Origin of the sequence: Sulfitobacter mediterraneus, from assembly GCF_003054325.1 — a bacterium.
GTDB classification, from domain to species: domain Bacteria; phylum Pseudomonadota; class Alphaproteobacteria; order Rhodobacterales; family Rhodobacteraceae; genus Sulfitobacter; species Sulfitobacter mediterraneus.
Genome location: NZ_QBKU01000001.1, coordinates 250,436 through 270,633, shown reverse-complemented (window position 1 = coordinate 270,633; position 20,198 = coordinate 250,436). Strand labels below are relative to the sequence as shown.

Annotated in this window: 20 protein-coding genes; 17 read left to right on the top strand and 3 right to left on the bottom strand. The window is 57.6% G+C overall.

Features of this window, described 5'->3' with window-relative positions; translation table 11 throughout:
- The first annotated feature begins 201 nt into the window (after positions 1-201).
- The 3 genes from C8N31_RS01485 to rlmH all read left to right on the top strand — a co-directional run bounded on the left by C8N31_RS01485 (position 202) and on the right by rlmH (position 2,635).
- A complete protein-coding gene (locus C8N31_RS01485) occupies positions 202-1,563 on the top strand; it encodes a mechanosensitive ion channel family protein (RefSeq protein ID WP_025047178.1) in 1,362 nt (453 codons plus the stop codon).
- Positions 1,564-1,776: 213 nt separating this feature from the next.
- On the top strand, positions 1,777-2,142 hold the full coding sequence (rsfS, locus tag C8N31_RS01480) for a ribosome silencing factor (protein ID WP_025047177.1): 366 nt from the start codon (positions 1,777-1,779) through the stop codon (positions 2,140-2,142).
- 22 nt (positions 2,143-2,164) lie between these two features.
- Complete coding sequence (rlmH, locus tag C8N31_RS01475; protein ID WP_025047176.1) at positions 2,165-2,635, top strand: 23S rRNA (pseudouridine(1915)-N(3))-methyltransferase RlmH; 471 nt, start codon at positions 2,165-2,167, stop codon at positions 2,633-2,635.
- 2 nt (positions 2,636-2,637) lie between these two features.
- Here the strand turns inward: rlmH and C8N31_RS01470 are convergent, their stop codons facing one another.
- Together C8N31_RS01470 and C8N31_RS01465 are read right to left on the bottom strand one after the other, a co-directional pair.
- Positions 2,638-2,991 (bottom strand): hypothetical protein, encoded by a 354-nt coding sequence (locus C8N31_RS01470; RefSeq protein WP_025047175.1) that lies wholly within the window; start codon positions 2,989-2,991, stop codon positions 2,638-2,640.
- Between the two features lie 44 nt (positions 2,992-3,035).
- Complete coding sequence (locus C8N31_RS01465) at positions 3,036-3,728, bottom strand: DUF599 domain-containing protein (RefSeq protein ID WP_025047174.1); 693 nt, start codon at positions 3,726-3,728, stop codon at positions 3,036-3,038.
- 81 nt (positions 3,729-3,809) lie between these two features.
- Between C8N31_RS01465 and C8N31_RS01460 the strand changes: the two genes are divergently transcribed.
- From C8N31_RS01460 to C8N31_RS01435, 6 genes are all read left to right on the top strand, one after another.
- Positions 3,810-5,258 (top strand): FAD-linked oxidase C-terminal domain-containing protein, encoded by a 1,449-nt coding sequence (locus C8N31_RS01460; RefSeq protein ID WP_025047173.1) that lies wholly within the window; start codon positions 3,810-3,812, stop codon positions 5,256-5,258.
- A gap of 61 nt (positions 5,259-5,319) precedes the next feature.
- Positions 5,320-6,438: an FAD-binding protein gene (locus C8N31_RS01455; RefSeq protein ID WP_025047172.1), complete on the top strand. Its 1,119-nt coding sequence runs from the start codon at positions 5,320-5,322 to the stop codon at positions 6,436-6,438.
- 38 nt (positions 6,439-6,476) lie between these two features.
- Entirely contained in the window at positions 6,477-7,808 is a 1,332-nt protein-coding gene (gene glcF, locus C8N31_RS01450) for a glycolate oxidase subunit GlcF (RefSeq protein ID WP_025047171.1), read from the top strand.
- Positions 7,809-7,903: 95 nt separating this feature from the next.
- The gene (locus C8N31_RS01445) at positions 7,904-8,692 is read left to right on the top strand and encodes a trypsin-like serine peptidase (RefSeq protein ID WP_025047170.1); all 789 of its coding nucleotides are present in this window, start codon (positions 7,904-7,906) and stop codon (positions 8,690-8,692) included.
- On the top strand, positions 8,692-9,519 hold the full coding sequence (locus C8N31_RS01440) for a trypsin-like serine peptidase (RefSeq protein ID WP_037917775.1): 828 nt from the start codon (positions 8,692-8,694) through the stop codon (positions 9,517-9,519). Before C8N31_RS01445 ends, C8N31_RS01440 begins: the two co-directional genes overlap by 1 nt.
- A gap of 129 nt (positions 9,520-9,648) precedes the next feature.
- Positions 9,649-10,119 (top strand): Hsp20 family protein, encoded by a 471-nt coding sequence (locus C8N31_RS01435; protein ID WP_025047168.1) that lies wholly within the window; start codon positions 9,649-9,651, stop codon positions 10,117-10,119.
- Positions 10,120-10,240: 121 nt separating this feature from the next.
- Here the strand turns inward: C8N31_RS01435 and C8N31_RS01430 are convergent, their stop codons facing one another.
- A complete protein-coding gene (locus C8N31_RS01430; RefSeq protein WP_025047167.1) occupies positions 10,241-11,713 on the bottom strand; it encodes an NAD-dependent succinate-semialdehyde dehydrogenase in 1,473 nt (490 codons plus the stop codon).
- A 96-nt stretch (positions 11,714-11,809) separates the two neighbouring features.
- Between C8N31_RS01430 and C8N31_RS01425 the strand changes: the two genes are divergently transcribed.
- From C8N31_RS01425 to C8N31_RS01390, 8 genes are all read left to right on the top strand, one after another.
- Positions 11,810-12,598 (top strand): alpha/beta hydrolase, encoded by a 789-nt coding sequence (locus C8N31_RS01425; RefSeq protein ID WP_025047166.1) that lies wholly within the window; start codon positions 11,810-11,812, stop codon positions 12,596-12,598.
- Entirely contained in the window at positions 12,595-13,830 is a 1,236-nt protein-coding gene (locus tag C8N31_RS01420; RefSeq protein WP_025047165.1) for an MFS transporter, read from the top strand. Before C8N31_RS01425 ends, C8N31_RS01420 begins: the two co-directional genes overlap by 4 nt.
- Before the next feature lie 120 nt (positions 13,831-13,950).
- The gene (locus C8N31_RS01415) at positions 13,951-15,027 is read left to right on the top strand and encodes a GumC domain-containing protein (RefSeq protein ID WP_025047164.1); all 1,077 of its coding nucleotides are present in this window, start codon (positions 13,951-13,953) and stop codon (positions 15,025-15,027) included.
- Positions 15,002-15,268: a hypothetical protein gene (locus C8N31_RS01410; protein WP_146173090.1), complete on the top strand. Its 267-nt coding sequence runs from the start codon at positions 15,002-15,004 to the stop codon at positions 15,266-15,268. The genes C8N31_RS01415 and C8N31_RS01410 overlap by 26 nt, the downstream gene beginning before the upstream one ends.
- Positions 15,261-16,382 (top strand): hypothetical protein, encoded by a 1,122-nt coding sequence (locus C8N31_RS01405; RefSeq protein ID WP_025047162.1) that lies wholly within the window; start codon positions 15,261-15,263, stop codon positions 16,380-16,382. Before C8N31_RS01410 ends, C8N31_RS01405 begins: the two co-directional genes overlap by 8 nt.
- Positions 16,383-16,436: 54 nt before the next feature.
- Positions 16,437-18,374: an AAA family ATPase gene (locus tag C8N31_RS01400; protein WP_025047161.1), complete on the top strand. Its 1,938-nt coding sequence runs from the start codon at positions 16,437-16,439 to the stop codon at positions 18,372-18,374.
- Positions 18,375-18,508: 134 nt separating this feature from the next.
- On the top strand, positions 18,509-18,709 hold the full coding sequence (locus C8N31_RS20250) for a hypothetical protein (protein ID WP_156026876.1): 201 nt from the start codon (positions 18,509-18,511) through the stop codon (positions 18,707-18,709).
- Between the two features lie 133 nt (positions 18,710-18,842).
- A complete protein-coding gene (locus C8N31_RS01390; RefSeq protein ID WP_025047160.1) occupies positions 18,843-20,198 on the top strand; it encodes a DUF6638 family protein in 1,356 nt (451 codons plus the stop codon).

The following is a 20,198-nucleotide window of genomic DNA, read 5'->3' as shown; positions in this document are numbered from 1 at the left end:
GCTGTGCCGCGCTCCGAAAAAGCGTTCGCGCAGGCGCGCGCGGTCGTCCAGATCAAACACCTGTGTCATGCATCGCGGCCTAGCCTGAAATGGCCCACGGTTCAAGGGAATTGCCGGGTTTGCAAAGCGCCGCGTCCGAATATCGCGGGTCTTGGCCTGACGCAGCTTGCCGCTGGGCTTTGGCTGTGGTTGTCTTTGTCTATGACGCCGGAAACCGATCCTGTTGATCCCTATGTGGATTTCCTTTTGTCGCTACAAACCCTGTTTGCCAGCGTGATGAATTTCCTTGAAGGGGTGATCACTCCGGGTTGGCGGCAAAATCAGATCCTGATCCTGATTGCATTGGCGTTGATTGCCTGGGGTTTGCATCGCCTGTCTGATGGGGCGTTGCAAAACTGGGTGCGATCCCGCGAGGGCTGGTCGAAATGGCAGCTGCGCATTGTGGTGCAGGTCCGCCGGCGTTTGGGGTTGATGTGGTTCGCCCTGATGGCGGCTGGTGTTTATCTGGTCATGCAGAACGTGACCTGGCCGTCGCGGTCCTATCTGATTGGGTTGGCAGCCACCTTGGCGATTGTATGGGTCGGGATCGCATTTGCGGTGCGATTGGTGCGCAACCGATTCTTGCGGCGCATGGTGACATGGGCGCTTTGGATTTATGCAACGCTGTATTTCCTGAATGTCTCGGACGAGGTGTCGAGTTTTCTGGAAGGTGTCGCCCTCAAGATCGGTGAGTTCCGCCTGTCATTGCTGGATATGATCACGGCTTTGGTGGTGATCGGTGTTTTGTTCACCTTTGCCAGATTGGTCAGCACGACCACCGCCGCCAGCATCCGCCGCAACGAGGATATCAGCCCCTCCATGCAGGTGCTGGCTGTCAAAGGGGTGCAGATATTCCTCTATGGTATCGCCTTTTTCATGGGGGTGCGGGCCGTTGGCATTGACCTGACCGGACTTGCGGTGCTGTCGGGCGCGATTGGTGTGGGTCTTGGTTTTGGTTTGCAGAAGGTGGTGTCCAACCTTGTCTCGGGTGTGATCATCCTGATCGACAAATCCATCAAACCCGGCGATGTGATCAGCCTTGGAGAAACCTTTGGTTGGATACAGACCCTTGGCGCGCGCTATGCCTCGGTGGTGACGCGGGACGGCAAGGAATACCTGATCCCGAACGAAGATCTGATCACCGGGCAAGTGGTCAACTGGTCCCATTCCAATGATTTCGTGCGCCTCGATATCTATTTCGGCACGGCTTATTCCGACGATCCCCATCAGGTCCGCAAACTGGCCATCGAAGCGGCCAAAGGCGTGGACCGCGTTCTCAGCTTCAAAGCGCCCGTATGTCATATCGTTGGATTTGGAGACAGCAGTGTGGATTACATCCTGCGGTTCTGGATCAAAGATCCAACCGGGGGGCTGACCAATATTCGAGGCAATGTTTATCTGGCGCTTTGGGATACCTTCAAAGAGAACGACATCTCAATTCCCTTCCCACAGCGCGAAGTGCGCATGTTGGAAGACAGCCAGCTTGCCGTTTCGAGCAGGCCCGTGGGCAAAGCGCTGGATTAGGTTCGGACGGCACAAGCAACCTGAACAAGCAACATTGTCACAGCCTTTGGCCGGTTCCTGCTACCGGGGTTGCTTGTCATTGAATTGTCACTTTGGCGTTGCTATCTTGGGCCCATCCCCAGCGCCGGGGGTCCGGCGGCGCGCAAAAAGGAGGACGATGTCCTGTCAATCCAAGCGAACGCAGCCACGGCTGCGGATACCGGGGCGGCTATAATGTCTGTTGCCGGTGAAATGACCACAAGCGATGCGCTTTTGGCGACAATCCTGAAATCCCTTGAAGACGACAAAGCCGAAGATATCGTGCAGATCAATCTGCGCGGCAAAACGGAGATTGGCGATTACATGATCATCTGTTCGGGCCGTTCGACCCGTCAGGTATCCGCGATCTCTGAAAAGCTGGCTCAGCGCGTCAAGGATGAGTTCGGGCGGACGCCCAAGGTGGAAGGCAAAGACATTGGCGACTGGGTCTTGATCGACACAGGCGACGTGATTGTGCATGTTTTCCGCCCTGAAGTGCGTGAATTCTATCAGTTGGAAAAGATGTGGGTTGGGGGCGACGCGCCCGCACCGCAAAGCTGACCTGACTGATTGAACGCCGCTGATGCGTGTTCACATCTGTGCTGTCGGGCGGTTGCGCGCCGGTCCCGAGAAAACCCTCATTGACGATTATCTGACCCGCTTTGACCGGACAGGCCGCAATCTTGGCCTTGGTCCGGCGCGGGTCGTTGAGGTTGAGGATAAGAAAGGTGGCGGCATGGCAGCAGAGGCCGCGCTGCTGCAAAAGGCGATCCCGCAAGGGGCGGTGATCTGTGTGCTGGACGAGCGCGGCAAGGTCGAAAAGTCACCTGAGTTTGCCAATCGCCTGGCCGGTTGGCGCGACATGGGGCGTGGCGATCTGGCCTTTGTCATTGGCGGCGCTGACGGGATTGATTCGGCGCTGCGCGGCACTGCGGATCATGCATTGTCATTTGGTAAGATGGTTTGGCCGCATATGATGGTCCGGGTGATGCTGTCAGAACAATTGTACCGCGCGGCATCAATCCTGTCCGGCGGGCCTTACCACCGCACCTGAAGTTAGCGCAATTTGATCGTGACGGTTGCAGGCGACCAGCCGCCAACCGAATCGCGGGCTTGCACTGCGACTTCGCTGACATTGCTTGGAATGGAAACGCCTGACAATGATCGGGTAAACGGCTGTTCGTTGACATGGGGATGCGCGAGGTTGCGCAGGCCCAGAACCTTGCCGTCTTTGTCCAGAACCCGCCAAGCATCGGCGTAATCGTCCCAACCGGTATCGCCGTGGCGCAATGTCACATCAAAGGTCCAAAGGTCACCGACCTGCTTTGCGTTCACGTTTTTGATCACCGGCGCATCAGCGAAGGCGGGAAAAGTCGAGGCCACGAGGGCAAGCAAACTGCGTTTTAACATGGTGTCACCATTGTTTCGGAACGGGTTCGATATAGGTATTCTTTTCAAGTTTTCAAAAGAATTTCACGTGACAAAGAGGCGAATTCCCGCCGCCAGATCACAATCAGTGTGATAAATGCACCAATAATCAAAGGCACGGCGCCCGCCAGCCAGGCCACACTGGCCAATGCGAAATAGACAGATCTCAGACCCCGGTTAAAACTGCGTGCGGCGGTTATGTTCAGCTCTGCCGCCTTGTCGGCCATGCGGATCGCGTCACCATGGGCCGGGTCATTTGGCACCGCCGCCATAACCACCGAGCAATAGCCGAACAGGCGATTTGACCAGGCAAATTTCAGAAATGCATTGGTCAGGAAAAACACGACCAGCAGCAGCTTTATCTCCCAGACAATGCGCGGCTGGGCCTCTGTGGTCAGATCCTGTGCAACATCGGCAAGGCTGTCTGCGTTGCCCATCAAGGCAAGGGTGCCGCCGATTGCAATGACGCTGGTTGAGGCAAAGAAAGACGTGCCCTGCCGCAGGGTCGAAACTGTTTGCGCGTCAAAGATGCGCGGCTCGCGGGTGATCATCTGCCGCATCCATTCGCGGCGGTATTCGGCCATGATCCGCGACACCGATGGCCGCCCTGCGGGCGGATGCTCAACCCGCCAGCCAACAATCAGCCAAAGTGCCAGATTGATGGCGACAGCAGCAAAGTCGAGCGGTTCAAAAAGGGTGAGTTGTGCAGGCCAATCCATGACCGGGTGATAGCGAGTGTGGATAGAACTTGCCAGAACGATAAATTGGTAATATAACTTTACCAAATTGGAGGTGCCCTCATGGAAATGCCAAAACCGGACAAAAAAGTCCTCTCTCGAAAAGCACGAGTTGTGGCCCGTTTGCAGGAGGTTTTGCCCCACAGTGCGGTCATTCACGATGAACGCGAGACACGCGCCTATGAATGTGATGCGCTGACCGCGTATAAATGTCCGCCCATGGTTGCGGTGCTGCCGCAGGATACAAATGAGGTCGCCGCGGTTCTGCGGATCTGCCACGAAGAGGGTGTGCCGGTGGTGCCGCGCGGGTCTGGTACGTCGCTTGCGGGTGGGGCCTTGCCAACGGCGGATTGTGTGATCCTTGGGGTGGCGCGGATGAATGGCGTGATCGAAACCGATTATGAAAATCGGCTGATCCGGGTGCAGACCGGGCGCACCAATCTCAGTGTGACAGGCGCCGTTGAAGAAGACGGATTTTTCTATGCACCGGACCCGTCATCGCAGCTGGCCTGTGCTATCGCCGGCAACATCGCGATGAACTCGGGCGGGGCGCATTGTCTCAAATATGGTGTGACGACCAACAATCTGATGGGCGTGACCATGGTGATGATGGATGGCGAGGTCGTCGAGGTTGGCGGCGGTCATCTGGATGCGGGCGGCTTGGATCTGCTCGGCCTGATCTGCGGATCTGAAGGACAGCTTGGTGTTGTCACAGAAGCAACCTTGCGTATCTTGCCAAAGCCGGAAGGCGCGCGCCCGGTGCTCATGGGGTTTGACGACAACGAGGTGGCCGGTGCCTGTGTGTCGGACATCATCAAGGCGGGGGTGCTGCCGGTTGCGATTGAGTTTATGGACCGACCCTGCATCGAAGCGACCGAAGCTTTTGCCAAAGCAGGCTATCCGATGTGCGAGGCTTTGCTGATTGTCGAGGTCGAGGGATCAGAAGCCGAAATTGATCATCAATTGTCGCTGATTATGGAAATTGCCCGCCGCCACAATCCGGTGGAATTGCGCGAAAGCAAATCGGCAGAAGAAAGCGCGGCGATCTGGCTGGGCCGCAAATCGGCTTTCGGCGCGATGGGGCAGATCAACGATTATATGTGTCTCGATGGCACAATCCCGGTCAGCAGTCTGCCGATGGTGCTGCGGCGTATTGGCGAGATGTCGGAAGAATTCGGTTTGAAAGTCGGCAACGTGTTTCACGCTGGCGACGGAAATATGCATCCGCTGATCCTGTTCGATGCCAACAAGCCCGGTGATCTGGAGCTGTGCGAGGCCTTTGGTGCCGAGATCCTCAAATTATGTGTCGAGGCGGGCGGGTGCCTGACCGGTGAGCATGGTGTGGGTATTGAAAAGCGCGATCTGATGCATGTGCAATACGCGCCTGCGGATCTTGAAGCGCAGATGGCGGTGAAAGACGTGTTTGATCCCGGTTGGTTGCTCAATCCCGCCAAGGTGTTTCCATTGGATGCATCCGAGGGGCGGCGTGCCCCGGCACTGGCGGCGGAGTGATCCAGCGCAAGATCGGGGGCCAGCCCCCGAACCCCCGGAATATTTAAGGCCAGAAAGAAATATGGACATCAAATCAGAAGAAGACTTGGTTGAAGCCGTTCGTGGCACAGATGGCCCGCTCTCGGTGAAGGGCGGCGGGACGCGGGGCTTTGCGCCATCTGGTGATCCTTTGAGCGTGGCGGGGCTGAGCGGGATCACGCTTTATGAGCCGGGTGCCCTGACCATGGTGGCACAGGCCGGAACGCCCGTGGCCGAGATCGAAGTGGCGCTGGCGAAAGAAAACCAGCGGCTGGCGTTTGAGCCGATGGATCATCTTAGCCTTCTGGGCACAAAAGGCACACCAACGATTGGGGGCATTTTTGCCGCAAACGTCAGTGGGCCGCGGCGGATCGCCGTTGGTGCCGCGCGGGATTTTCTGCTGGGTGTGCGGTTTGTGGATGGCGCTGGCGCGGTTGTGAAGAACGGTGGCCGGGTGATGAAAAACGTCACGGGCTATGATCTGGTCAAGCTGATGGCGGGATCTTTTGGAACGCTGGGTGTGCTGAGCGAGGTGTCTTTTAAGGTTTTGCCCTGCCCCGAGACTGAGGCCAGCCTTGTTGTTCATGGGCTGGATGATGCCCAAGCAATTGCCGCGCTGGCCCGCGCGATGGGCAGCCCGTTTGAGGTCACCGGGGCCGCTTATGATCCGGCGGCGCAGCATTGCGTGATCCGCATCGAAGGGTTTGAATCGTCGGTCTCTTACCGGATGCAGCGGTTGAAAGAATTGCTGAAGAACGCAGGCGGCGACATTGCGGAATGGGATGCGGCCGCGTCAGCGAAATTCTGGGCGGCGCAGCGGGATGTTGCGGCCTTTGCTGAGGATGCGGGTGATGTTTGGCGCGTGTCGTGCAAGCCATCGGATGCGCCCATGCTGGCCGCCAAAGCGGGCGCAGAGGCGCATTGTTACGACTGGGCCGGAGGCTTGATCTGGTTGCGGACGGCAACGGGGACGGATGTGCGGGCGCGTTTAGGCCTGTTTGACGGCCATGCAACATTCATGCGCGGCGCGGAGGATATGCGCAAAGCGCTGGGCGTTTTCCAGCCCGAGTCTGCCGGTGTGGCGCGGCTCACGGCGGGCCTGAGAGCGCGGTTTGACCCACGCGGTATTTTCAACAGCGGCCTGATGGGCGCGGCGCAATAACAAGCGCCCGGATACAGTTTTAGATTGGCGGAACCACGATGCAGACCACCTTTACCCCCGAGCAATTGACCGATCCGGCCATCGCCCGCAGCAACGAGATTTTGCGGGCCTGTGTGCATTGTGGATTTTGCACCGCGACCTGCCCGACCTATCAGGTGTTGGGCGACGAACTGGATAGCCCGCGTGGCCGGATCTACCTGATCAAGGATATGCTGGAGAACAACCGTGACCCGGATGCAAAGACGGTCAAACATATTGATCGTTGTCTGAGTTGTCTGGCCTGCATGTCGACCTGTCCATCTGGTGTTCATTACATGCATTTGGTGGATCACGCGCGGGAATATATCGAAGAGCGGTACAAGCGGCCGTTCACGGATCGTGCATTGCGTTGGATTCTCGCGCGGATTTTGCCCTATCCGACACGCTTTCGACTGGCGCTTCTGGGGGCCAAGATCGGGCGGCCCTTTGCGCGGTTGATGCCGGATGCGCGGCTGCGGGCGATGCTGGAGATGGCGCCCAAGACCATTCCACCGGTCAGCCGCAACGATGATCCGCAGAGTTTTGCGCCACAAGGGCCGCGCCGCAAGCGGGTGGCTTTGATGACGGGCTGTGCGCAAAAGGCGCTGAACACTGATATCAACGATGCCACAATCCGCCTGCTGACCCGGCTGGGCTGCGAGGTGGTGGTGGCCGAAGGGGCAGGATGCTGCGGGGCGTTGACCCATCACATGGGTAAAACCGGCGAGAGCCACGGCACGGCTGCCAAGAATATCCGGGCTTGGACAGCTGAAATGGATGCAGGTGGGCTGGATGCGATTGTGATCAACACATCGGGCTGCGGCACCACGGTCAAGGACTACGGCCATATGTTCCGCAACGCGCCCTTGGCCAAGGATGCTGCGCGGGTGTCCGGGATCGCAAGGGACGTGTCCGAGGTATTAATGGATCTGTTGGACGAAGGCCAAGTGCAAGCGCCGCCTGAGGAATTGACCGTGGCCTATCACGCGGCCTGTTCGTTGCAGCATGGTCAGCAGATTAAGACCTTTCCCAAAGATCTGCTGAAGCGGGCAGGGTTCACCGTGGTGGAGCCGGCGGACCCGCATCTGTGCTGCGGATCGGCGGGGACATATAATCTGATGCAGCCTGAGATTTCGGGGCAACTGAAAGAACGCAAGATCAAGACCCTTGAAGCCAAGAACCCTGATGTGATCGCGGCAGGCAATATCGGCTGTATGATGCAGATCGGATCAGGGGCATCTGTGCCGATTGTGCATACGGTCGAACTGCTTGATTGGGCCACTGGCGGGCCAAAACCACCTGCGATGACCGGCGGAAATGCACACAATCAGGGCGTGCCCCGCTTGCGTTGAAAAATTGCCGCAATTTTGCCGCATCTGCCCCGTAGTGCCTAAGTATAGACAAGAACGGGGATGGTCTTTTGCGGCGCTGGATGGCTCTTTCACTTATGGCTCTTGTTGTCACTTCGGCAGCATATGCACAGGATTCGCGGCTCAAGCGGTTGGAAACCGGGGTGACCGGAAAAGCTTGGGAAGCGGTCGGCAGGTTGGACATTGGCGGGCGCGGCTTCTGTACCGGCGCATTGATCGCGCCGCGGCTGGTTTTGACCGCTGCGCACTGCCTTTTTGACAAAGACACAAAACAACGGATTGATCACGGCAAGGTGCAATTCCTCGCGGGGTTCCGCAACGGTCGCGCGGGCGCTTACCGCGATGTGCGCCGCGCCGTGGTGCACCCTGATTACGTTTACGATGGCGAGGTTTCTTCGCAACGAGTCCGCAATGATCTGGCCTTGCTGGAGCTGCAGCGCCCGATCAACAACACCACGATAACCCCATTTTCCACCGCGGCGCGGCCGCGCCCGGGTGATCCTGTTGGGGTGGTGAGCTATGCCCGCGACAGATCTGAGGCGCCATCGCTTCAGGAACGGTGCAAGGTGTTGGCTCAACAAGAAGGTGTGCTTGTTACGTCATGCGCGGTTGATTTTGGCTCAAGCGGCGCGCCGATCTTTACCTTTGCCAATGGCGCTCCGCAGATTGTTTCGGTTGTGTCTGCCAAAGCTGAAGTGGAAGGATCGAACGTGTCGCTGGGAACCTCTTTGGGCGCACCGCTTGCCATGTTGCGGGCAGAGTTGGTTGCGGGCAAGGGTGTGTTTTCTTCTTCTAATGCAGCGCCGCAGCGGATCGTTGCAGGTGACGCCAACCGGAGCACCGGCGCGAAATTTGTGAAACCATGATGAAGCTGTTGCGCCATATTGCGGGCACAGCCCTGTCTCTTGGCTTATGCACAGGGGCGGTGTTAGCACAAAGCAATGGGACAACAGACCTGCGATCCCTCGACACCGAAAACGAAGCCTTGGTCTGGCAGGCAATTGGCCGGCTGGACAGCGCAAAGGGCAGCTATTGCACCGGCACGTTGATTTCACCGGATCTGGTTTTGACAGCAGCGCATTGTGTCTTTTCCGGGATCGATTTGGTCAACCCGTCGGATCTGACGTTTCAGGCAGGGCTGACTCACGGGACAGCGGCGGCCAAACGCCAAGTGTCGCAGATTGAAGTGCTCAACACCTATGATCCGGCCAATGGCATGAGTGCGGTGAATATCCGAACCGATGTTGCGCTGGTCCGTCTGGCAGAGCGTATTCCATCCCATGAACTTGATCCTTTTGTTGTCTATTCAGGGCAGTTGCCGAAAGGGCCGGTCAGTGTTGTGTCCTATGGCAAAGGCCGCTCTGAGGCTTTGTCTCGGCAAGATCAATGTCAGGTGGTGCATACTCAGACCGGTTTGATCGCCTTGGATTGTGATCTGACCTTTGGCTCCAGCGGTGCGCCGGTGTTTACCCATTTGAACGGGCGCGGGCAAATCGTTGCGCTTATTTCGGGTGGTGGATCATGGGGCGGCAAAGATGTGGCGCTCGGGATGATCCTGCCAGAGGTTGTTGGCGCGTTGAAACGTCAGATGCGGGCCAACAAGCCTGCGCCCCGCGCACGGGTCAAACGGTTGACCGTGGGCGGCAACAAGGGCGGCACCGGGGCGAAATTCGTGACTGCAAAAGGGTCTTGAAAGGCCGCATTACCATTCCCACATGAGTGATGTCCAAGGCGCCTAGTGAGGGTCTTGGGCAAAGAAAAACGGGCCTGTCCAATGGTGGAAGGTCCGGATGTTCAATCGCTCAAAGATGAGGATGACCAAATGCGTAGTTATGATTTTGCACCGCTTTACCGTTCCACTGTTGGGTTCGACCAGATCGCCAACATGATGGACCGTGTGCTGAGCAATGATGGTGCCACACCCAGCTATCCCCCTTACAACATTGAAAAAACGGCCGATGATGCCTATCGCATTTCCATCGCCGTTGCCGGCTTCTCGGACAATGATCTGAGTGTTGAGATGCGGGAAAAATCGCTGATCGTTTCGGCCCGCAAAGCGGATGAGACCGAAGAAAAAACCTATCTGCATCGCGGCATTGCCACCCGCGCCTTTGAGCGCCGGTTCCATTTGGCCGATCATGTGCATGTGACTGGTGCCGCACATGCCGACGGGATGCTGCACATTGATCTTGAACGGCAAATGCCCGAAGCGCTGAAACCACGCCAGATCCAGATTGCCTCTGATCGTGCGGTTCTGGACAAGGACGTGGTTGAAGCCAAGTCGGTCAACTGAACAGGCCTTTGGTTTTTGCCTTGGCTGCGGGATAGAGGGGCCAGCCCCTCAAACACCCCGGAGGTACTTAAGGCCAAAAAGGCAGAACGCCGGACCCAGTACAGGTCCGGCGTTTTTTGATTTAGACGCTCATGCAGATGTATTTCATCTCAAGATAGTCTTCGATGCCGTGGTGGCTGCCTTCGCGGCCAAGGCCGGATTGTTTGACCCCGCCAAATGGTGCGACTTCGGTGGAGATGATGCCGGTGTTCACGCCCACGATGCCATACTCCAGCGCTTCGGCCACTTTGTAGACCCGGCTGAGGTCATTGGCGTAGAAGTAGGAGGCCAGACCAAAGATCGTGTCATTGGCCATGGCGATCACTTCGTCTTCGTCCTCAAACTTGAACAAGGGGGCGAAGGGGCCAAAGGTTTCGTCTTGAGCGACCTGCATGTCTTGGGTGACGCCGGTGACGATGGTTGGCGGAAGGAAATTACCGTCCATTGCGCCATTGCCGCCCAGAATGACGGTTGCGCCTTTGCTGATCGCGTCGTCGATATGTTCTTTTACCTTTTCACCCGCGGCAGGATTGATGAGCGGGCCGAGGTCCACGCCTTTTTCAAAGCCGTCACCGATTTTCATCTGTTCCACGCGTGCTTTGAGTTTTTCGGCGAAGGTGTCGTAGACGCCGGATTGCACATAGATGCGGTTGGCGCAGACGCAGGTTTGGCCGTTGTTGCGGAATTTGCACATGATCGCGCCTTCGACAGCGGCATCCAGATCGGCGTCATCGAACACGATAAAGGGCGCGTTGCCGCCCAGTTCCATTGAGCATTTCATGACGCTGTCGGCGGCTTGCTTGAGCAAGATGCGGCCAACTTCGGTTGAACCGGTGAAGGTCAGCTTGCGCACGGCCGGGTTTTCACAAAATTCCTTGCCCACTGCAGAGGACGAGGAGGACGGCACAACGTTGAAGACGCCTGCGGGGATGCCTGCGCGTTCGGCCAGCACGCCCATCACGATGGCGGAAAGCGGTGTTTCGGCGGCGGGGCGGGCGACAAAAGAACAACCAGCGGCCAAGGCGGGTGCGGCCTTGCGGGTGATCATTGCATTGGGAAAGTTCCAAGGCGTGATCGATGCCGCGACGCCAATGGGTTGCTTCAGCACGGTGATGCGTTTGTCGCGCTGGTGGCCGGGGATGGTTTCACCGTAGATACGTTTGGCCTCTTCGCCGAAGAATTCGATGAAAGAGGCGCCATAGGCCACCTCGCCTTTGGCTTCGGCCAGTGGTTTGCCTTGCTCTGCGGTCAGGATCGCGCCGAGGTCATCCTGGTTCGCCATCATCAGGTCGAACCATTTGCGCAGAACATTTGCGCGTTCCTTGCCGGTCCAGCTGGCCCATTCTTTCTGGGCGGTTTCGGCTTGGGAAATGGCGCCAGCCACCTGAGCGCGGCTGAGATTGGCCACTTGAGCGATCACATCGCCGCGGGCCGGGTTTGTTACATCAAAGGTACCATCCTCGCCGTCCACCCATTTGCCGCCGATATAGGCGCAGGTTTCGAGCAGGCTTGGATCTTTGAGCAGGGATTTGAGATTCGTTGTAGCGTCGGTCATTTGGGTGTCTCCGCGTTTTGGTTGTGCTACCCAAAGCAAGTAAGTCTATGATTGTCTAGGTCCAGTTTATGGGCGGAATACCTACAGGAGACCCAAATGAAGCTTGATGATGCCTATGCCAATGGTGCTTACATTGATGGTGCAGACGAATATCCGCCGCGTTGGGCGGCGGCGGCGGCGGCATTTCGCACCGAACTCGGGGCGCGGGCGCAGGTTGATGTCTCATACGGGGCGTCGGAACGGGAAGCCTATGATTTCTTTCAGCCCGAAGGCGTGTCGCGTGGCACGTTGATCTTTGTGCATGGCGGGTATTGGAAGGCTTTTGACAAAAGCGCGTGGTCGCATCTGGCCGCCGGGGCGCTGGCGCGGGGCTGGGCGGTTGCCATGCCAAGTTATGTGCTGTGCCCTGAGGCGCTGATTGGCGAAATCACCACCCAGATTGCCGCCGCGGTCAGCCATATTGCCAACCGAACCTTTGGGCCGATTGCCCTGGCGGGGCATTCGGCGGGCGGGCATTTGGTGGCGCGGATGATGGATCCGCTGGTGTTGCCGGGGGATGTGCGGGGCCGGATCAAGACGGTTGTGCCAATCTCTCCGGTGGCGGACCTTGCGCCGTTGTTGCAAACCTCGATGAACGCCGATCTGCGGTTGGATGAGGCAGAAGCCATTGCAGAAAGCCCGGTGAACATGACGCCGCCGCATGGGGTGGCTGTGACGGTTTGGGTGGGCGCGGATGAGCGTCCGGCATTCTTGGAGCAGGCCGAAGCCTTGGCGCGGGCTTGGGGCGCACGGCAGGTCGTGGATCAGGGTAAACATCATTTTGATGTGATTGATGCACTGGCCGATCCTGAGCATGAGTTGACCAATATTCTGGTCAGCGGGTGATCGCCGCCACTCCAACAGCGCGCAATGTCGCGTTGTATCCATGGTTCAAGTTCTTCCAGAACCTCGTGTTCTGGCAGGCAATCTGGTTTTTGTTCTTCCAAAAAGAGCTATCGGGTGCCGAAGCGATCTTGCTTTACGCGATCTATGATGTTGGCACGACAGCGATGGAGGTTCCGTCGGGCTATATGTCGGATCGACTGGGGCGGAGGCGGACGCTGATTGCGTCGGGGCTTGCGGCCAGTGCTGGCGCGGCGTTGATCGCTTTTGGAAATGGCTTTGCCGTCTTTGCCTTGGCGCAAGTGTTGCTGGGCGCAGGTGCGGCTTTTGCATCGGGGACGGATAATGCGTTCTTGTATGAATCCCTGGCAGCAGATGGACGGGAGGATGAAACCGAGGCGCAGGAAACCCGCAGTTGGCAGTTTTCGTTGATCGGGCTTGCCCTGTCGGCGTTCACGGGCGGGCTGATGGCGCAATGGGGGTATGGTCTGGCTTTTGCGGCGGGTGCTGCGGCGCAGGCAGCCTGTTTTGTTGTGGCGCTGCGGTTCTGTGAGCCGCCGCATGAGGTGAACCGAACTGAGACCGCCGGGCCGGTGTTTCAAGCACGGCTCTTTCAATCTGCGATGCGGGTTCCGGTTTTGGTCTGGCTGTTCACGCTTTCTGTGCTGATGTATGGGTTCAGCCATATTCCTTTTGTTTTTGGTCAGCCTTTCATCGCCGAAGCCCTGCGCAATATTGGATTGCAAGGGGATGCGCCGATGGTCAGTGGCGGTGTCTCTGCGATCATGATGTTGACCTCTGCGCTTGCCACTTTGTTTGCGCTGCGGCTGCGCAGGCGGTTTGGTCTGGCGGCGCTTTTGATGCTGGCCTTTGGCATTCAGGTCGGTTTGATTGCCACGCTGGCCGTGACCAACAGCATCTTTGCCATCGGGGTTTTGTTTCTGCGTATGGTGCCCAATTCATTGTCCCGGCCATTTATCATCGCGCGCATGCAACCATTGCTGAGCGATGCAGGCAGGGCGACGTTTCTGTCTGTACAAAGCTTTGCGGGTAGGTTGCTGTTTGCGGGCAGTTTGCTGCTCGCGTCGGTGCAAGTTTCCGACCGGGCGGGCATGGCCTATGGTGATATTCGCATGACACTGGGGTGGTATGCGGTCGCGGGCATCCTGTGTTTGGTGGCTTTGCTTATGACTGTGCGATGGGCGGCTGTGCAGCCGGATGCGCAGGCGGACTGATCAGCCCTTTTCAAGATCAGGGGCATTTGGCACAATCGGAAAAACTTTTTAACTGGCTGATGTAAATCGGCATAACATTGCCTATATATGGGCTAAGATATTGAAATAGAGGATCGTTTGATGGCCAATTTGGATGCACAGGTAAGAGAATCCCAAGCGCAGGTTGCAGAAGCGCAAAGCAAGATCGCCGAACTGACCGGCCGGATTGAGACCGCGCGTGCCAAATTGAAAGCTGGCGACGATGCGATGATCGACATCGAAAATGCCACGCTCGAGGACGTGCATGCCCATACCGAGGTGATGAACGCCAATATTGCCGAGCTGATTATGGGGCTGGATGATGTGACCGCGGGGTTCAGCCGTGATTTTGATGAAATGCGCAACAAGACCGGTTGGGAAACCTTTGTGGGGATCTTTTCCGGTGCCAAGTCGGACAGCATGCGGCAGGAACGGGTGCGCTCCGCCTCTATTGACGACAAGTTGCAGGATCTGATCGGCAAGTCCGACGTGATTGTGCAACTGCTCGAAGGGCAGTTGGCGATGCTGGAAGAGCAGAAGGTCAAGGTTGAAAGCAACCTGACCGAGACACTGGACGAACGCGAGATGACGGTGGGTGAGCTTGAGAACATTCGCAGCGACATCGGCGGGATGGACCCGAATATTATCAAACTAGAGAATGCCATTGCCAGCGAAACCGATGCCGCCAAACGCACCAAGCTGGAAACCGAACTGGCCGAGATGAACACCCGCTACAATGCGTTGGTGCAGGAAGAGCAGGTCAAGCTGGCGAAATCACAAACGATGGAGCGGTACATCGAAAAGGGCAAGACCTGGATCGATTCATTGCAGAACCAGGCGGCGACCCAGATGGTGTTGATCAACAAGTTGCAAACAGACACCAAGCAGCGGGTTGTGCTCTATGATGCGCTGACCAAATCGCTCAAGACAGCACAGCAGCAGGACGTCGCGCACCGGATCAACGAGATCGGCGTAAAAACCGACCAAGAGGCGCAATCTGCCATGGCCGGGATCGGGGCCGCCACCAATGCGCGTATGGCCGAGATGATGGAGAAGCACGAAGATCACATGGTCTTTGCCCGCGAAGTGCTGGAGGCCAAAGCCAAGGCCGATGAACGCTTCGCCCGCCGGTTCCAGAAGATCATCGAGAAGCATGACAGCAATCAGTATGGGGCTTAAGCCAACATCTGGGCCAAATATGCGTTTGGTCGGCCTTTTTGCGGGTGCTCTAGCGCTGCTTGTGTTGGCTCCCTATATCACCGTCCCGCGATGGCTGATGTGGGTGATCCTTTTGCCTCTGGGAGGTGCGTTTGTTTTTTGGCAGTTTTGTTTGAAACACGGTCTGCCGGAACCACCAGAAGTTAAGCAGATTCGATTGAGAAAATGTGCTGCCGATGAAACAAAGGTCAAAAATGACTGATCCCGCCCGCGACCACGTTGGCCTTATGGATACCTTTGCCTCGCGCCGGTATTTCCGCAAATTCGAAGGCATCATGCAGCATATGTTGCGTGTGGCCGGTGTGATGGAGGCGGAAAGCAAGCTGAACCGGGATGAGGTGGAAATTCTGACCCGCTATGCGGTGATGTTGACCCATACGTTTAAGGCGCTGAGCCTCAAGTATCTGTTGGTGGGCCGCGAAACGGGGCGGTTCTTTGGCTCGCTCAGTATCGACAACCGCGACAGTGGCTTTCCCGTGGCGGAAGAGCTGATGACGATGGCCAATGATGCCCAGCAGGCGGCCAAACATCTGGAAAACATGCCTTCGGTCGCCACGCTCAAGAACGAAATGGTCCAGATGATCCTGGGCGACAGGCAGGTACCGACCAAGCTGCAATTCGCGTTGTCGCAGCGGCTTTATTATGAGGAGCTGATCAAGGGGGATCTGTTCTGGGTGCAGAATGATCCGCAGGCCGATTGGACCGGAAACCTGAGCGAAGGGCGGCGCACTTTTCGGCTGCATTGGGCGACTTATGACAGCCAAGTGAATCTGCCGGTGATCTACCTGCTGGAGCTGGAGGACAGCGGCAAGGTTGGGCTGCCCAAGGATGAACGGCGCTGGCCGGAGGTGCAGGCGCATCTGTCTGCGCAGGCGCTGGGCGGGCTGAAGCTGGTGACAATTGCGCGCGGTTTTGATCAGGATTTTGACGACCTGCACCCCAAGCGGTTGCGGCGGTTTCATGTGGGTCCGATGTACAGCCATGCCTTTACCCGGCAGGCTGGCCCGCTGCGCGATGTGTTGGCTGGCGCCAAAGCGCCCGAGGGGCAGGATTGGGCTTTGGTCTGGACCGAAGAGGAATTGGTCAGCGACCGCGTGATCGAAGAAAAATCGGGCTGGTTTAGCACCGTTGAACGGGAGGTCTTTGCGCTGGATCCGTTTGGCGGAAAGGGCGCCGATCTGGGCGCCACCCGGCAAGAGCGCAGCATCATCCTGCCGCAACGGCCCTATCAGGTTTTGGAAGAACAAAACCCGCCCGGGTTTGGTGCCGTGCGCAAATTTGTGGTGAGCGGGTCGGGGCAAGTGCTGCGTTACTAAATTTTATGCCTCCGGCGGGAATATTTAGAGCCAAAAAGGGAAGGCCCTTACAAGATGAGCCAGATTTCAGATGCGATGGAACTCCGCGAGGAGGATATTCAAACCCATGTGCCGATGGCGCAGGCGATGTTGGACGGATTTGACCATGCGCCGCGGATTGGTAAGGCCACCGGGGATGATAGCGTCGCAGAGCAATCTGCGGGCCTTGGCACGCGGCGGCGGTTTCGCACCACCACACTGGGGCTGGTGACACGGCGCAGGGTGCCGACCGGGGCTGTGCAATTGATTGCGCGGATCGAAGGCGCGGATGAAGGCGATACGTTGATCAGCCCGATGCAGGCGACGGTGCTGCATGTGTTGCGACGGGCGATTGCGATTGCGCTGGCGGTCGCTGAGAACGTGGCGGAGCAATCGGGGCTGGGTGATCTCAAACGGGCCAATTTGGAGGGGTCATTGCCTGCGGCCCGCAAGAGCGAGTTTAGCGAGCTGCTGGCGGCGGAGGCATTGGTCACGCTTTATGTTCTGGGCAATGCCACAGCCTATTTGATGTCATCACATCTGACGGAGACCACAGTGGAAGTGGGCGAGGTGGATGAGGTTTTAACCGACAACGGTCAGGTCGCGCTGCATGGTGCATTGTGGGAGCTGGATCAGGATATCGCCGCCCATGCGCAGGATGATGCGCGTCTGGTGGCCACGGTGGCGGCCTTTGCCGAAAGCCTGATGGAAAAGGTTGCCCTGCGTGCCCAGACCGCGCGGCGCCTGGAAGGGTTCAAATCCGCCGCCTGGCGGGTTGAGGCGGATGATTTCACGGTGCGCGGGTTCAGCCCGGCGTCCAAGGCGAAATCCACCACGTTGACCATGACCTTCAAGAAGCCAAATGAGGTGGTGGGCAACCACATCGCCAAATATCAGGCGATGAAGCTGGCGAAGATGCTGATGGCTTATGATTTTGATCGGCGGCTGAACCCCTTTGCCGAATTGGGCGGTTTCATCTTTACCTTTATGGGGGATGGCGCGCCGGGGACGGGGAAAACCACGCTGATCCAGATGATGGCGGGGTTGATTTCGGAGTATTGTGGCAATGCCGGATATCCGTTTCGCTATCAGAACCTGAGCACCGATAACATCGACAGTTATCAGGGCAAATCGGGGCAGAACGCCAAGGCGTTTATCAACAATATCATCGACCCCTCGGTCATCGGGTTTGGCACGATTGATGATATTGACCAGCTGGCGGGCAAACGTGGTGACCGGCAATCGTCGGCGGGGCAGTTGGAGATCACGGCGGTTCTGATGGAAAGTTTTGCCGGGGCCAATACCGTGGTGCGGGGGAATTGCACCTTTGGGATGTTCTCGAATTATCCCGAGAACGTGGATGACGCCTTGCGCCAGCGGGCGGGGGCGCGGTTCTTGGTCGATGGGCCGCAGACGCGGGAGGATTACGTTGATATCCTCTATCTGTTGATGGGCAAGAACCATGACATCCCCTTGGGCGATCACGAGGTGTTTGAGGCGCAGGCGATCAAAAAGGCGGTGGCGGCGTCTTTTGAATCGCACGCCCGCCCCCATGAGGACGGGCTTTTGAAGGTTTATGAGGCGGTGCGCGGTGAGATCGGGGAGCTGGACACAATCAACAAGCTGGGCACCTATCTAAAGGGTATTCAGGAGGCCGATCCACGGTTCACCGGGCGGGCGATCAAGAACATCACCGACGCGGTCAAGGTGCGGGCGATGGATTTTGAACTGCCGGATGAATGGATGGAGGAGCCGGAGCTGTTCCTGTTCAAGGATTACGAGACCAAGAAGGCGATGATCAACGAGATGCGCCAGCCGATCACGGTGGAGATGGTGGTGCAGGAGATCAACCGGTATGCGGATTCCGAGTTCCGCTATGCGGATAAGTCGGATGAGGTGGCGATTGACGGTGCTGTACGGGATATGCAGCGGATGGAAGAGGCGAAGAAGCGGTATTTGGGGGGTGAGGTTTGATAGGCCTTATCGTCCTTATCTTGCCGATATTGGTATCGATCTTGTTGGCGTTTCTATGCCGCGGCCCCGCGTGGCGTTTTGGGCGATCCAGACCTTCTTTTGGTCCGCTCAAAGTTCTGCTGTCGACACTAATTTTGTTAGTTCTCGTTGGGCTGGTTTTGTCTGTTTCTTTTGATACCGCCGAGACTTTAACAGGAAAGGCCAGTTCATTCGGTGAACATTTGAAGTTTGCCTGGTTTCAAGCGGTGTTAATGGCCTTCTTGGTCGTGCCTGGGAACCTCTTTGCTTTTCGAGATGGAAAACAAAGTGCCTTCGATGATGTGGGGCTCAAATGAGTAGTAGATCATTATCTATGTCAGTAGGGGCCGTTGAAAACATTGCGCCATTCCCCATGGGGGGAAGGGAAGGGCGCGCATCTGCTTTGCAGATGCAGGGCAGACTGACAATGCAGCATGGCGGGAGGCGCAGATGCATCGCTTGATCAAACACGGCCTCATGTTCGGCAATCTGTTCCATGTGGACAGCCCCGCCTTGGTGGAGCGTTACAATCGGGCGCTTGAGCATCTCACGGGCAAGCGCACGGAACTGAGCGACTTTCACATCGACATATCCGGCTATTCCCCTGAGGTCGGTGACGCGTTGGACGATCATCTCTATCTCAACCATGCGGGGGTGAACCGGCAGTTTATCTTGCTCAGCATGGAGCAGCGCAGCTGTCCTTTGTTGTACACCAAATTCTCGAACTCGCGGGAGATCTTGCAGCAGTTCCTGGATGCCAATGAGGCGCAGCTTTTTGCCCTGACCGCGCGGGATGCGGTGACGGGGGAGTTGGTGAATTCGGTTTATGACGTCAGCACCCCGGCGCGGCTGTTTGATATTCGCCGGGTCGAGATTGAGGCCGATACAACGGGCGGCACCCTGCGGGATGCGGAGAAGCTGGGCGGTTTGGTGGACCGGTTCAAGAGCGAGCCGGACGGTTGGTTTGATGATGTTTTGATTGCCAAGATGATCACATTGGCGGGCAAGACCGGGGATGTGATCCGCAATCCGGTAAAGCTCAAGCAGATGGGGTTTGACCAGCGCAATTTCTGGACGGCGCATTTTGGTGGGCTGTATCTGTTTCAGGATCTGGAGCATCCGGCGCTGATTGCCCCTGCGGGCAAGGATGGGCTGGAAGATCTGCCGATCAAATATGTGTTTGATGCAGGCAACCGGAACCAGATCGCGAAGTTTTTTGACTACAACGATCTGGTGGAACCGATTGTAAAAGCGCGGGGCGTGGATGCGGCGGCGATCCTGCGGCAGAAGATGGATTTCATACTGGTCGATGCGGTGGCTGATCTGGGCGTGGATCTTTCTGGGGCAAACCGGGCTGATATGCGCAGGCTTGCGCGGCATCACGGTGACAAGCTGCCGCCGGAGTTTCATGCGCTGGGCGCTTTGGTGCGCTGGGCGGAAAATGGCGGGGCCTGGCCGCGGATCACCTCGGATCATCCGGCCTATTTTTATACGCTGCGGGCCTCGGATACCAAGGACGCCGCGCTGGTGAATATGCTGCTGGCGGAACTGGCGCCCAAGGATGCGCGGCAGATGTTCATTTGCCACAAGGAGCTGTTCTATCGCACCTATGCAGGCTGGGCCGAGACCAAAAAGGCCTATGTTGCCGATTTTCTTGTGGCCGAGTATCAGGTGGACAAAGCCGGTGCGCGGGCCGCACTTTTCGGGCATGATGCACCGATGGAAGAGCCGCGCAGGGCCAAGCCCGATCCGGTGTCAGAGATGATTGCGCGGGTTGGCCCCTGGGGCGCGGTAAGGAGGCGGTAG